General features: G+C 56.1%; 13 protein-coding genes. 10 read left to right on the top strand and 3 right to left on the bottom strand.

Annotated features, from left to right (window positions below):
• The 3 genes from H2Z84_RS04865 to H2Z84_RS04855 all read left to right on the top strand — a co-directional run bounded on the left by H2Z84_RS04865 (position 1) and on the right by H2Z84_RS04855 (position 1,853).
• A complete protein-coding gene (locus tag H2Z84_RS04865; RefSeq protein ID WP_181834970.1) occupies positions 1 to 627 on the top strand; it encodes a UbiX family flavin prenyltransferase in 627 nt (208 codons plus the stop codon).
• A gap of 12 nt (positions 628 to 639) precedes the next feature.
• The gene (locus H2Z84_RS04860) at positions 640 to 1,356 is read left to right on the top strand and encodes a DUF554 domain-containing protein (RefSeq protein ID WP_181834969.1); all 717 of its coding nucleotides are present in this window, start codon (positions 640 to 642) and stop codon (positions 1,354 to 1,356) included.
• A gap of 62 nt (positions 1,357 to 1,418) precedes the next feature.
• Positions 1,419 to 1,853 (top strand): PNPOx family protein, encoded by a 435-nt coding sequence (locus H2Z84_RS04855; protein WP_181834968.1) that lies wholly within the window; start codon positions 1,419 to 1,421, stop codon positions 1,851 to 1,853.
• A 150-nt stretch (positions 1,854 to 2,003) separates the two neighbouring features.
• Here the strand turns inward: H2Z84_RS04855 and H2Z84_RS04850 are convergent, their stop codons facing one another.
• Positions 2,004 to 2,618 (bottom strand): outer membrane protein, encoded by a 615-nt coding sequence (locus tag H2Z84_RS04850; protein ID WP_181834967.1) that lies wholly within the window; start codon positions 2,616 to 2,618, stop codon positions 2,004 to 2,006.
• 549 nt (positions 2,619 to 3,167) lie between these two features.
• Entirely contained in the window at positions 3,168 to 4,070 is a 903-nt protein-coding gene (locus tag H2Z84_RS04845; RefSeq protein WP_181834966.1) for a LysR family transcriptional regulator, read from the bottom strand.
• A gap of 171 nt (positions 4,071 to 4,241) precedes the next feature.
• On the opposite strand from H2Z84_RS04845, the gene speB reads away from it, so the two are divergent.
• From speB to H2Z84_RS04825, 4 genes are all read left to right on the top strand, one after another.
• Positions 4,242 to 5,195, top strand: a complete 954-nt coding sequence (gene speB / locus H2Z84_RS04840) for an agmatinase (RefSeq protein ID WP_181834965.1) — start codon at positions 4,242 to 4,244, stop codon at positions 5,193 to 5,195.
• A gap of 14 nt (positions 5,196 to 5,209) precedes the next feature.
• Positions 5,210 to 5,611, top strand: a complete 402-nt coding sequence (locus H2Z84_RS04835; RefSeq protein WP_220272703.1) for a YybH family protein — start codon at positions 5,210 to 5,212, stop codon at positions 5,609 to 5,611.
• Positions 5,608 to 7,065: an aldehyde dehydrogenase family protein gene (locus tag H2Z84_RS04830; protein WP_220272702.1), complete on the top strand. Its 1,458-nt coding sequence runs from the start codon at positions 5,608 to 5,610 to the stop codon at positions 7,063 to 7,065. The genes H2Z84_RS04835 and H2Z84_RS04830 overlap by 4 nt, the downstream gene beginning before the upstream one ends.
• A 72-nt stretch (positions 7,066 to 7,137) precedes the next feature.
• The gene (locus H2Z84_RS04825) at positions 7,138 to 8,619 is read left to right on the top strand and encodes a purine-cytosine permease family protein (RefSeq protein WP_181834963.1); all 1,482 of its coding nucleotides are present in this window, start codon (positions 7,138 to 7,140) and stop codon (positions 8,617 to 8,619) included.
• Between the two features lie 260 nt (positions 8,620 to 8,879).
• Here H2Z84_RS04825 and H2Z84_RS04820 read toward each other — a convergent pair whose 3' ends face one another.
• Positions 8,880 to 9,353, bottom strand: coding sequence for an Lrp/AsnC family transcriptional regulator (locus H2Z84_RS04820; RefSeq protein ID WP_181835066.1), 474 nt, complete (start codon positions 9,351 to 9,353; stop codon positions 8,880 to 8,882).
• Between the two features lie 737 nt (positions 9,354 to 10,090).
• Here H2Z84_RS04820 and wecB point away from each other — a divergent pair.
• The 3 genes from wecB (at position 10,091) to H2Z84_RS04805 (ending at position 13,928) form a co-directional block, all read left to right on the top strand.
• Positions 10,091 to 11,302: a non-hydrolyzing UDP-N-acetylglucosamine 2-epimerase gene (wecB, locus tag H2Z84_RS04815; protein WP_220272701.1), complete on the top strand. Its 1,212-nt coding sequence runs from the start codon at positions 10,091 to 10,093 to the stop codon at positions 11,300 to 11,302.
• Positions 11,303 to 11,373: 71 nt separating this feature from the next.
• On the top strand, positions 11,374 to 12,906 hold the full coding sequence (locus H2Z84_RS04810; protein ID WP_220272700.1) for a glycosyltransferase family 2 protein: 1,533 nt from the start codon (positions 11,374 to 11,376) through the stop codon (positions 12,904 to 12,906).
• A complete protein-coding gene (locus H2Z84_RS04805) occupies positions 12,903 to 13,928 on the top strand; it encodes a bactofilin family protein (protein WP_181834961.1) in 1,026 nt (341 codons plus the stop codon). Before H2Z84_RS04810 ends, H2Z84_RS04805 begins: the two co-directional genes overlap by 4 nt.
• Positions 13,929 to 13,938 lie beyond the last annotated feature (10 nt).

Raw genomic sequence — 13,938 nt, 5'->3', positions numbered from 1 at the left:
ATGAGTACACGGCGCATTATCGTCGGCATCAGTGGAGCGACCGGTTTCCAGTATGGCTACAAGGCTTTGCAATTGCTGCAGGCCATGGATGTCGAGGTCCATCTGGTGATTTCACGCGGGGCGGAAATGACCCGAACGTTGGAAACCGACTACCAGAAAGAAGAAGTCTTGAGTATGGCCGACGTGGTTCACCCGCTGGCTAATCTGGGAGCTTCGATCGCCAGCGGTTCGTTCAAGACGCTGGGGATGCTGATTGCGCCGTGTTCCATGCGAACACTTGCCTCTGTCGCACATGCCATGACGGACAATCTGCTGACCCGTGCCGCTGATGTCGTGTTGAAAGACCGACGCCGGCTGGTATTGATGGCCAGGGAAACGCCGTTGAATCTGGCTCACTTGGACAATATGCGCAAAGTCACCGAAATGGGAGGCATCATTTTCCCGCCGGTTCCTGCCCTGTATCAGCGACCACAGTCGCTGGACGATGTCATTACCCACAGCGTGGGTCGGGCATTGGATCTGTTCGATCTGGAGGTCAAAAGCCTGCCCAGATGGGGGGAGCCTGCATTCGGTCACTCTGCGAGCAGCCCGGCCAGCCATGAGCAGGCCTGGGCAACACAAAACTAGAGGTATACAGCCATGTTGATCGGACCCTATGTAAACGGATCAGTTGTCACCATTGGTGGCATCGTGGGGGCTTTTCTGGGAAGCCGACTCCCGGAGCGTTTGCGCAATGCATTGCCGCAGACATTCGGCCTGGCCTCGATGGGGCTGGGGGCCATGCTGATCGTGAAGGTGAAATTCATGCCTGCGGTGGTACTGGCCATGGTGCTGGGGGCGGTTATCGGGGAGATGCTGGGGGTTGAGCGCGGGCTTGGCAAAATGGCGGGAGCCACCCGTGGCTTTATCGATAAGGTGATACCGCCACGCCAGGGCTTGTCCCAAGAGGAGTTCATGGACAAGTTCGTAGCCATCCTGGTGCTGTTTTGTGCCAGTGGTACCGGCATTTTCGGGGCGATGCACGAAGGCATGACGGGCGACCCGTCCATCCTGTACATCAAGACCATTCTTGACCTGTTTACCTCGGCCATCTTCGCCACATCGCTTGGCTATGCCGTGGCAACCATTGCCGTGCCGCAAATCATGATTCAACTGGCGCTGGCAACGCTGGCAACGCTGATCATGCCACTGACCACGGCCAGCATGATGGCGGACTTCTCGGCAGCTGGCGGCTTGATCATGCTGGCGACCGGCCTGCGGATCTGCGGCATCAAGATGTTTCCCGTGGCCAATATGCTACCGGCCCTGCTGCTGGTGATGCCATTCTCCTTCCTGTGGGCCAGTTATATTGCCTGATCGTGCAAGCAACAACCGCACTCGCCATGGCTGGAGAGTGCGGTTGTTCATACCCGGAGAACATGATGCTACCTGACAAGATTCAGGAATTTCTGGTTCAGAACCATGTTGTCAGTCTGGCGATAAAGGATGATGAGGGGCTGTGGGCCGCAAGCTGCTTTTATGCACTGGATACGGAGCAAGCGAGATTGATTGTCCTGACCAGTCAAACCACACGGCATGGCCAGCAAATGCTGATCCAGCCCAAGCTGGCCGGCACAGTGGCACAGCAGCCGCAGCATTTGCGGGAGATCCGTGGCCTGCAATTCACTGCACATGCCGAGCTGCTGGATGGTATTCCCCGGCAGGATGCTTTGGGCATTTACACCCGTCGCCATCCTTTGGCCATGCTTAAACGTACCGATGTCTGGGCAATCCGGTTGGATGGGGTCAAGTACACAGACAACCACTATGTATTCGCCCAGAAAATGTGCTGGGAACGACCGTCTGCTGAATGAGCTCCACTTCAGTCACCCATCGGCAATGACGAGCAGCTGCGGTGCATAGGTCAATCCAAAGTGACATATATCCTAGATATGTGCATGAAAATGCCCCAGCAGGTGCTGGGGCAAGGGCGCTCAAGGCTACAGAAACGCTAGTTCAGTTGCTCAGAAACGATAGCCCAGGCGCACCATCGCTTCTGTAAACGAAGGCTTGCCATTCGAGAGATTCGCGGACTCACGGCTCAGACTGACATACTGCACTTCAGCACCCAATTCAACAGCACGAGTAAGTGCATAACTCACGCCAATACCATAACCAACGCCCTGATGGTTACTCGTCCCATTGCCGACATCCGTATCGTGGATGTCCGCTTTAGCGGAGTGATAAGCTAGTTTGCCGTACACCAATAGATCCGGCTGTACCAGATAGCCTGGAGTAACAAACAGAGACCAATGCTCTTTCAGCTTCACATTCACCGTTTGTTGGCCACCGTCGGTGTAGTTCACCGCACCAAATTTGCGATCATTCAAATCATAGCTCGCACCCAGACCAATAACCCAGTTGTTGCCGGCCGCAATGCCGTAATTGAATTGCAAGTCGGAAGCCAAATCGGTTTTTGAACTGGATTGACCGTTCAGGAAACCACCATACTCAACCTTGTTACTCGACGTACCCAGACCAAGGCTGAGGGAGGCACCTGTAAAGTTACCTTCTGCAGCAAAGGCTGTTGACATGCAACACAACGCGACAGCAGACAAACAAAAATTAGCAAACTTCATCTTGGCATCTCAAAATAAGCACAGTTAAAAAATTACCAATGTATACGTCATTGGCGTCTCTCGGCTACCTGAAAGAGTATGACCGTGCCTGTAGTACAGCTTCCTGACTGGCTACTACCGACTGATAGCTTTCGACCTACTCCCTCAGGGATTGTTGCCTCATCCCTTGTCAATCAAGCTGCTCAGTACCGCGAGATGTTCATGGCTGATATGTAACCTGCCATCTTGCTCTTTTTGTGCGCAGTACTATCTACTATTTTTACAAACCGTGAAGTGGTAAAAAATTTAACAGCTTTTATGAATTTTTTAACTTAGTAGAACTACTCAGAGCGAATGAATATTGATTGCTATCAAGAAATGGGAGTCGTTGGCTATCAACAGTTGTTGACGGGGAAATATCCAACTACTTGTGGCGGGTGGGATTATTGTCGTCAATATGAAGTCTGATCGCGTAAATCAAGTAAAAATCGGCATATTTAGAATATTGGCACGTTGTCCAGTAAGGCTCACGGACTATCATTGGGAAATGGGGCGGTTTGGTTTGAATAATCAAGCATCCATATGAGCGCTGATAAGATCTTCGATAAAGGCAGTCAGTACATCACCATGGCGGTTCAGTTTGCGGGTCACCATGTGGAAAGGTACTTCGTAGAAGAATTCCTTAGCATCCAATGGTTTGAGCAGGCCTTGTTCCACGTGTGGGCGGGCAAAGTGTTCGGGTAAAAAGCCCAAGTGATGGCCGGATAGAATGAATACTGCCACCGCTTCCATATTGTCCGCCTGGGCGGTAATGCAGCTGGGGGGGAGCTGCAGTCGGGCTTCCGGTAGCGGGTAGCTACGCCATGCCCATTCATGCTGGATTGCTTGCTCCCGTGTTGTGTGGCCTGCATTGTCAAATAGAGGGTGCCCGGCTGCGCAGTAGGCAATCTGCCGCTCAACAAACAGCTGAGTGTAGCTAAGGCTGGGCACCCGGTGCCAGAAATAACCCACTGCGACATCAATCTCCCCGCTCAGCAATTTTTCTTCTAACTCGCCTGGTGCCCGCACCGAAATGGCGAAGCGCACCGCCTGGCTGCGCGTTTTGAAGCGGGCAATCGCCTCGCTGATACGGGCATTGTGGCTGGTGGGTGTATGTCCTATCAGCCCCAGGTTCAGTGTACCCACCAACTGACGTCCCATATTGCGTGCCTGCTCACCAATATCATCCACGGTATCCAGTAACTGACGTGCCAGGACCACCATGCGTTCGCCACGTGCCGTGAGCCTGAAGCCACTGCGGCCACGCTCGCACAGGCGGTAGCCCAGCCGGGTTTCCAGCGTGGAGAGCTGGGCGCTAATGGTGGATTGCCCCACATTAAGCATGCTCTGCGCCGGGGTGACGCCACCGGCCTCTACCACTGACAGAAACACCCGCAACAGGCGTAAGTCCAGGTCACTGATGGTTCGCAACATGGTTGCACCTTTCTGGTGAATACGCGCCATTCCATGCACGGCTTAATACATCGCTGTGCACCAATGTAAACATGGCGTTTTCGCTGTTTAATAAAAAATTCCAGCTCGCATACTAGCGAAAAAAGCCGATCCTGGCATTTCGGTCACTTTCGATGTAGAGGGAGTTGTGTAATGGAGTTTGCTTTTAATCAGCCGCAAGGCGGAAATGACATGCCGCGCTTTGGCGGCATCGCCAGCATGATGCGCTTGCCGCAGCAAGAGGACACATCCGGGCTGGATGCCTGTTTTGTTGGTGTGCCGTTTGACTTGGGCACGTCTAACCGCACTGGCACCCGTTTTGGCCCGCGGCAGATCCGCGCCGAATCGGTGCTGTTGCGTCCCTACAATATGGCTACGCGTGCCGCACCGTTTGATTCACTGCAAATTGCCGACATTGGTGATGTCGCCAGTAACCCCTTCAACATCCACGATTCTATCCAGCGTATCGAAGCGGCATATCAGCAGATTGTGGCCAATGGCTGCCGGCCAATTACCCTGGGGGGCGATCACACCATTGCGTTGCCGATTCTGCGCGCCATGCATGCCAAATACGGCAAGGTGGGCGTAGTGCATGTAGATGCCCATGCCGATGTCAACGACACCATGTTCGGCGAAAAAATTGCCCACGGCACGCCGTTTCGCCGCGCGGTGGAAGAGGGGCTGCTGGATTGTCAGCGCGTGATCCAGATTGGCCTGCGTGGCACCGGCTATGCTGCCGAGGACTTTGACTGGTGCCGCCAGCAAGGTTTTCGTGTGGTGCAGGCAGAGGAATGCTGGGGCAAGTCGCTGGTGGGTTTGATGCAGCAGGTGCGGGAGATGATGGGCGACCGCCCGGTTTACCTTAGCTTTGACATTGACGGCATCGACCCGGCCTTTGCTCCGGGCACCGGCACGCCGGAAATCGCCGGCCTTACCGTGCCGCAGGCACTGGAGATCATCCGTGGCCTGCGTGGTGTCAATCTGGTGGGCGCTGATCTGGTGGAGGTTTCTCCACCTTATGACCCGTTCGGCACCACCGCCTTGCTGGGTGCGAACCTTGCTTTTGAAATGCTGTGCGTGCTGCCTGGTGTGCAGTATCGCGACTGATGCAGGAGAGCACCTTGTCTACAGATCAAGCCATTTTGCAGGCGGCCAGCGCACTGGTTGATGCCTTTGGTCGTCACGACGTGTCGGCTTACTTTGCTGCGTTTGCTGAAGATGCCAGCTTTCTGTTTCATAACCACCCGGTGCGTCTGGAAAACCGTGCTGCTTATCAGGCTCTGTGGCAAACCTGGGAGGCAGAGGCGGGCTTTCGCGTACTGGCATGTCAGTCATCGGACCATCATGTGCAATGGCTGGGCACGCTGGCGCTGTTTACGCACCGGGTAAGAACTACCGTGCAGCTGGAAGGCGTGACACAGCAACTGCAAGAGCGCGAAAGCATCCTCTTCCGCCAGGATGTTGCTGGCGGCTGGCTGGCTGTGCACGAGCACCTGTCGCCGCTGCCGGAGGGTTGTGCATGAGCAAATCCGAGATGCAGTCAGTACGTGGAGTCCATATCAATGGGCAATGGCTGGATGGAATGGGCAGCCCGTTGTCGCTGATTGATCCTGTCAGTGGCCAACCGTATGCGACGGTATCGACTGCCGACGTGACCATGCTGGACGACGCTGTTCGTGCTGCCAGCGCGGCCTTGCCAGGCTGGCGCAGTACACCGGCTGCAGCGCGTGGCAGGCTGCTGGAGAGGATGGCCCGTCTGATCGAGGCTGCAGGCTCACCGCTGGTACAACTGCAGATGCAGTGCAGCGGCAAGCCGCAAGCTGAAGCGGAACTTGATGTGGCTGATGTGGTGGCCACCTTTGATTACTATGCCACCTGCTGCATGCAGCAGGCGCTATTTTCCCAGGAAGTGCAGCTGCCAGACCCGGCCTTTGCCGCCAGTGTGCAACTGCTGCCGGTTGGCGTGGTTGGCCTGATCGTGCCGTGGAATTTCCCCATGGTGACCAGCAGCTGGAAGCTGGCTCCGGCACTGGCAGCGGGTTGCACCGTGGTACTGAAACCATCGGAACTGACGCCGCTGGCGGAAATTTCCCTGCTCAAGCTGTTGCAAGAAGCGGGTCTGCCGGAGGGGGTGGTGAACCTGGTATGTGGTGGCGGTGAAACCGGTGCGGCATTGGCAGGACATCCTGGCATTGCCAAATTGTCTTTCACTGGCAGTAACAAAACCGGCCAGGCGGTGATGCATAGCGCAGCCGATCGCATGGCGCGGGTGAGTCTGGAGTTGGGTGGCAAGTCGGCATTGGTCGTGCTGGATGATGCTGACCTGCCACAGGCGGTGGCGCTGGCGGTAGCCGGGGCCTATTTCAATGCCGGGCAGATGTGCTCTGCCACTTCTCGCATTCTGGTGCAGCAATCCTTGTACCCGGCATTTTTGGATGCCATGCAGCAGGCGGTAAGGGCCATTCAAGTCGGCGGGCCTGACGACGCCAGTACCGGAATGGGGCCACTGATCAGCCACGCCCAGCAACAGCGTGTTGTGGGTTTCATTCACCGTGGTGTGGCTGAGGGTGGGCGACTGCTGTGTGACGGACGCCTGCAGGCAGAAAGCCGACCGGGTTGCTTTGTCGGCCCTACCTTGTTTATCGATTTACCTGGCGACAGCCTGCTGTGGCGTGAAGAAATATTTGGTCCGGTGGCCTGCATCCGCAGCTTCCGTGACGATGCCGAAGCCATCCGGCTGACCAATGACAGTGATTATGGTCTGGTAGCCACGGTGGTCGGGAGTGATGCCGCCCGCAGTCGGCAACTGGCCGAACAGCTTGATGTGGGTATGGTCTGGCTGGGTACGCCTCAGCTCATCTTTCCGCAAACCGCCTGGGGTGGCTTCAAGCGTAGCGGTATCGGCCGCGAGTTGGGCCCGTGGGGGCTGCGTTCTTTCCAGGAGGTAAGACACATCGTTTGCAACAGCGCTACCTGAGGTGGCAAACCAGCTGGCCGACACCTGCATCCATAAGCGGGGCGGCCCTTTCAGTCTGCATGGAGAAATCAGATGAAACAAACAGCAAGCAGCCCGCTGCCGCTTGGCGGTATCGAGGTGCGCTCAATCGACTATGTGCCGGAAAACGAGCGCCACGGCAAAGTGCGGGATCAGGGGCCATTCTGGTTCCTGGGGAATTTTCAGTTTTTCACCATCGCGATCGGTTTTATCGGCCCCAGCATGGGGCTGTCGCTGGGCTATACCGCGCTGGGCGGCATCATCGGCATTTTGTTTGGCACCTTGTTCATGGCCTTTCATGCTTCGCAAGGGGCTGAAATGGGTTTGCCGCAAATGATTCAGTCACGTGCTCAGTTTGGCTATCGCGGTGTGGCACTGGTGCTGATCGGTACCCTGTTCACCTTTGTCGGCTTCAATGTGGTGGATGTGGTGCTGATGGCCAGCGGCCTGCATGGCATCTTCGGCTGGAGTGAGGTCAGTATCACGGTGGTGACTTCTTTGATCGGCATGTTGCTGGCGATTTATGGCCACGACTGGTTGCACCGGGTGTTCAAATGGATTTTCTACCTGAGCCTGCCGCTGTACATCATTCTGACCATTGCCATCCTGCTGGGCGCAGCCGGTGGCAAGGTGCCCACTAGCAATGGGTTTACCTGGGTGGCCTTTGCCGCGCAGATCGCTGCCAGCGCCAGCTACAACATCACCTACGCGCCCTATGTGTCGGACTATTCACGCTATCTGCCACGCCATACCCCCGCCCGCTCCATCATTGCGGCGGTGTTCTGTGGTGCAGCTTCATCGGCCATCTGGCTGATCATTCTGGGTGCCTGGCTGGCTACCCGGTTGGGGGCATCGGATGGCCTGGTCGCCTTGTACACTTCAGGTAACGCGATATTCCAGGGCTTTGGTGCACTGATTGCGCTGTCGTCGATTGCCGCCATGGTGGCCACCATGGGCCTGAATGCCTATAGCGGCATGTTGACGGTGCTGACCGCGCTGGACTCGCTGCGCAAGCTGCAACCTACACGCCGTTTGCGTGTGGTGGTGATCGTGGCGCTGACCCTGCTGTGGGGCGGCATTGCACTGGCCACCAGCGTCAACGCCATCAGCATGCTGTTTGCCGCGCTGACTATCATGCTTTACCTGCTGGTGCCTTGGACAGCAGTGAATCTGGTGGACTACTTCCTGGTTCGTCGTGGTCGCTATGCCATCACCCATCTGTTCACGCCCAATGGCATTTACGGTAGTTGGGGCTGGAACGGACTGATTGCCTACACCATTGGCTTTGTTGCCACCATTCCCTTCTTTGTGTTGCCGGACGTGTATACCGGGCCTGTCGCACGCTTGATTGGCGGTGTGGATATCGGCTGGCTGGTAGGCTTGCTGGTGTCGGCCATCAGTTATGCACTGCTGATGCGCTGGCAGGATGCCAGCCGGGAAGAAGATGCCATCCAATCCAGTGAATGGGCGTTGGGCCATGTTCCGCTCAGTCCGGCAGCTGTGCATCACAGCGAGGCGGTGGCTGTACGTACATGATGAAGCGGGCTCTTGCTTAGTCGGTATGGGCGATGGCAAGGGGGCTGCTTGTTGAACGGGGCAGCCCACCAACAGCGCAAGAATGGCTAGCGACGTTCGGGCGATTCACCTCGCAGTGTGCCGTGCGAACAGACCCTAGCAAACGGCCGCTGTGCAGTCGGATCCCGTTGAAATGCACAATGGCTGAAATTGCCATGGTGCCAATCTTCACCATGAAAGCGATGGTTTCTGCTGGTGGCCAGTTATGGCCACCGCTGCCACTATACCTGCACGGATGGCACCGACTTCATACAGCGCAAGGCAAACAGCGAACGGCTGTGGCGAATTCCGGAAATCCGGTAGAGTTTTTCCCGTAGAAAGCGCTCATAACCAGCCGTGCCATCCACGGCTACTTTGATCAGATAGTCATATTCACCAGACACCAGATGGGCTTCCAGTACCTCTGGCAAGGCCGCCAGCTCTTCTCCAAAGCGGGCAAGCGTATTTTCCTCGTGCGCATTGAGCGTGATTTCAATCAGCACGGTATCCCGCAGTCCCAGCTTTTGCTGGTTGATCAGTGCCACATACCCCTGGATATAGCCATCCTCCTCTAGCTGCCGCGTATGGTTCCAACAGGCTGATGCGGACAGGCCTACGCGCTCAGCCAGTTCAGAATTGGACAGCCTGGCATTCCTTTGCAGCTCTTGCAGAATCTTTCTATCCTGCGGGCATAATTCTGTTTTATTTTCCGACATAACATTTCCTGAAAAATATTCTTCACCAAATTTGGCTAAGTAAAAAATAATTAACCGAAATCTCCGTGGGTAGCAAGCAATTGAAAAGCCTCTTCTCGCTTGGCCGGCATACATTAAGTCACATCAAGAAGTCATAGCGCAGAGCCTTTACAGACCGCCCGCCACCCGCAGGCTTGCCACCGGTCAACACCATTTGTCCGGGCTGAAAATGCTCTCAGGCCCCTTACCGAGCGGCTGGATCAACATGGACAGTATCGATATCAAGTGATGTGACTACCGCCTGGGCCTGTCATCAAAAGCCACGCTCCCTAGCATTGGCCTTGGCGGTATTTTTTATCAGCTTGTTTTGTCATTTTGGTTTTTATAGTCAAAAAATAGCATGATCATGAATTTATATCATTGATTGATGAGTATATCTGATGCTTTGTTGCTGTATTGGTACGGTGCAGGAAAAAGCAGTCTCCAGTAGTCCAAACTTGTAAAAAGAGGTCTCTTATTTCTCTTTTAACCAGTTAAACCTGCCAATGCATAGGGATTAACCATCTCCAACTGACACGGACGTATCGAAATGTCCTGACTTTGTACGGTTTCATGGCGTCGGCCTTGTGGGTCGGCAAATTTTTAACTTCATTTTAAGCAATTTGTTTTAATACCTTAAATACAATGTGCAATATTGTCGTTGCAGAAGCAGGACCGACACAGGGGGTGTCATGCCTTGTTCCGGATGTCAGGTGCATATGGGATGTCGAAAAATTGGAGAGGAGATCGGTGTGATTACAGTGTTGACGATATTTGGCACGCGGCCAGAGGCAATCAAGATGATCCCGATTGTGCAAGCATTACAAAGCTGCCCTGGCGTGGTGTCTCAGGTATGTGTGACCGGACAGCACCGGGAGATGCTGGATCAAGTGCTTAGCTTGTTTGATGTAAAGCCGGATCATGATTTGCAACTGATGCACAAGGCACAGGGCCTGGCACCGCTCACTGCTTTGCTCCTTCTGGAAATAGATCAGGTCCTGGCACAGGTGCAGCCCGACGTGGTGCTGGTGCATGGCGATACGGCTACTACCCTGGGGGCGAGCCTGGCTGCTTTTTACCGCAAGATTCCGGTGGGGCATGTTGAGGCAGGCTTGCGTACTGGCGACCTGTCTTCGCCCTGGCCGGAGGAGATGAATCGCCGTGTGGTAGATACCTTGTCATCGTGGTATTTCGCACCGACAGAGGAGTCCTGTGGCAACTTGCGGCGGGAAGGGGTGGATTCTGCCCGCATTTTCATCACGGGCAACAGTGTGGTGGATACCTTGCTGCTGACGGTGGACAAGCTGCAGCAGCCACATCTGCAGGCGAAGATGCGCGACCGCTTTGCGTTTTTACGCTCCGGGTCGAGGATGATCCTGATCACAGGCCACCGGCGCGAGAGCTTTGGCGAGAAGTTTGAAAACTTTTGCCATGCGCTGCTTGTGCTGGCGAAACGCTACCCCGACGTGGACTTTGTCTACCCGGTCCATCTGAATCCCAATGTGCGCGAGCCGGTATATGCCTTGCTGTCCAGGGTGGCCAATATTCACCTGATTGATCCCCAAGAGTATCTGCCATTCGTCTATCTGATGGTGCGCTCCTATCTGATCATTACCGACTCGGGCGGTATACAGGAGGAAGCACCGGCCTTGGGCAAGCCGGTACTGGTCACCCGCGATACCACGGAGCGGCCAGAGGCCCTGGCAGCAGGTACGGCGCGACTGGTGGGGACAGAAACCGAAAGCATCGTGGCGTCAGCCAGCGAGTTGCTGGATGACGAGGCGGCCTATCTCAAGATGTCGCAGGCACATAACCCCTACGGCGATGGACATGCCAGCCGCCGCATTGCCGCCATTGTGTCTTCCTTGCCGTCCTTGCATGGGTGCGCCCAGGTGCAGGAAGCGACCGTTGCGACGGTAGCAGGGACATGAGCATGCGCCGATGTATCCAGATTTGCATAGTTCTGCTGTGCTGTTTCTCTTTGGCTAAGTCTGGCCTGGCCATGGCAAACGCAAGCGAAATGCAGGCACGGCAGCCGGGGGCGCATGCCGATATCGTCAACAAGGCTGCGTTGGCGGCCTTGCCACGAGATACCCCGCCGGCACAGGGTGCCAGCGCGCCCTCCGTACATGTGAAAGGCGCGGAGGATAACCAAGACTTACGCCGCACGCAGCAATTGATCAAGGAGCAGATCGAAGAGGCACGCTTGCGTACGGTCGGCAAGGAGGATGACCCGCTGTTGCTGCGTCAGGGGCCGCCATCTGGCGTCTGGGTATTACGGGTGCTGACGCTGATGCTTTACGGCATCGTGCTGTTGATCATGATTTATGCAGTGCGGCACATGGTGTTTACGCTGAATCGCCTGTTCGGTCATCAGCGCCATCCTTATCTTGATATCGAGACCGCCGAGTGGCCGGCGGTGACGGTTTTCATCGCCGCACATAACGAAGAGGCGGTGATTGCGGATGCCATGGAGGCACTGCTGGATAGCGATTATCCGGCCGGCCGCATGATCATCATGCCTGTCAACGACCGCTCAACCGATGGTACCCGCGACATCATCGATCGCATTGCATCCAGTCGGCCGGATGTGATTCGCCCCTTTCACCGGACAGAAGGCAAGCCGGGTAAAGCGGCAGCCTTGAAAGATGCCACTGCGTTGATCGACACCGAGTTATTCATCGTATTCGACGCTGACTATGTGCCGGGACGCGGGTTGATCAAGCAACTAGTGGCACCGTTTTTCGATCCGGAAGTCGGGGCAGTAATGGGCCGCGTGGTGCCCTTGAACCCCGGAGCCAACCTGCTGACCAGAATGCTGGACATGGAGCGGGCAGGTGGCTACCAGGTTGACCAGCAAGCCAGGATGAACATGAAGCTGGTGCCGCAATACGGGGGCACTGTCGGCGGCATCCGCGTGACCGCGCTGAACAGCGTGGGTGGCTGGCACGACGATGTGCTCGCCGAGGATACCGATCTGACCTATCGCTTGCTGATTGGCGGCTGGTTAACGGCCTATACCAATCGTTCGGAATGCTATGAGGAAGTACCGGAGAGTTGGCCGGTACGCATACGGCAATTGATGCGCTGGACACGTGGCCATAACCAGGCGCTGGCACGTCATGTGGGACGGCTGCTGACGACCAAGGGCATACCGCAACGCGAAAAAGTGGATGGGTTGCTGCTGCTGGGCACCTATGCCATGTCGCCATTGCTCATGCTGGGTTGGGCCGTGACGCTGGTGCTGTTCTTCTTCGACAGCATGCTGCCATCGCCAGGCATCCTGTTGGTGATGGCCTTGGTGTGCTACAGCGCGATGGGCAACTTTGCTGCCTTTTTTGAAATAGGCGTGGCCTGCTATCTGGATGGCAGCGGTAGACGGCTGCGTATTCTGCCCTTTGCCATCTTTGGCTTTCTGGTCAGCCTGGTGACGATTGCCAGAGCAACGCTGGCGCAATCCTTGCTGGAGCCTTTCCAGAAAAACAAAGCCTTGCACTGGGATAAGACCAAGCGTTACCGGGGGCAGGCCGCATGAGCACACTATTTTATGTACTGGGCGTGCTATTGCTGCTTTTGGCCCCTTTGCTGCCTGGCCTGCTGGAGCTGTATCAAAAGACAGATATCGCCGCCCTGGGCATTGATCGTTTGCACACGGGCAACGCCAATGTTTTCGCCGCGAATTACCGCAGTCGCGTGACTGCACTGGACTCCGACCTCGCCAGCAAGGACTGGAACGCTCGCTTCACCGAATTGCAAAGCGAAATACGGCCCACCGTTACCGAGGAAATCCTTGCGCAGGGGAGTTTGCGTATTCCGGCCGGCTTCAATTGCCTGCAGGAAGTGTATTGCCATGGCGATGTTTCAACGGGAATGGGCGTGGTCCTGCGCAGTGTTCTGGCTGATGGTGACTTGAACCTTGGTGAGGATAGTTCCATCTTGCGCTGGGCCGGCGCACCGCGCATCAACGTGGCTGCAGGGGGCGCTTTGTTTGGCCGTGTGGTGGCCGAGCAAATGTTATGCATCGACGGTCCAGTCAGTTTTCAGCGTATCCAGGCCCCCACCATCCTGCTTGGTCGGGAAGGGCAGATGGCAGCACGGCCTTCTTCCGCTCCCGCGCAAGGGCAGGAGGTGGATATCTGCAGCTTGCCCAATATCCTTTTCTATAACGCAGCGATGCGACGGGTGGTGGTTGCCGGCGACTTCACGTTGCCGGAGCACAGCCTGTTGCGCGGCAATCTTGTGGTGCGCGGGCACTTGCACATAGGCGATGGCTGCTACATCGACGGCAGTATCAAGGCCGCTGGCATGGTGTACCTGGGGAGCAAGGTGACAATAACCGGCTCCGTCATTTCTGATCAGTCTGTGGTCTGCCAGGGCGATTGTCGTATTGCTGGCCCCATCGTGGCCGACCGGCAGCTTTCCATTGCCGCCGGTTCTGTGCTGGGCAAGCCCGATGCGCCAAGCAGCCTGTCAGCCCAATTCGTCATGCTAAAGCTGCCGCTGGTGGTACATGGAACGGTCTGGGCGCGCACGCGCGGAAAGGTACTCAGCTTATGAAACGCGTGTG

The sequence above is a fragment of the Aquitalea aquatica genome (assembly GCF_013911085.1).
GTDB classification, from domain to species: Bacteria; Pseudomonadota; Gammaproteobacteria; order Burkholderiales; family Chromobacteriaceae; genus Aquitalea; species Aquitalea aquatica.
Note: the sequence above shows the minus strand (reverse complement) of the source record. Positions and strands in the feature narration are given on the sequence as shown.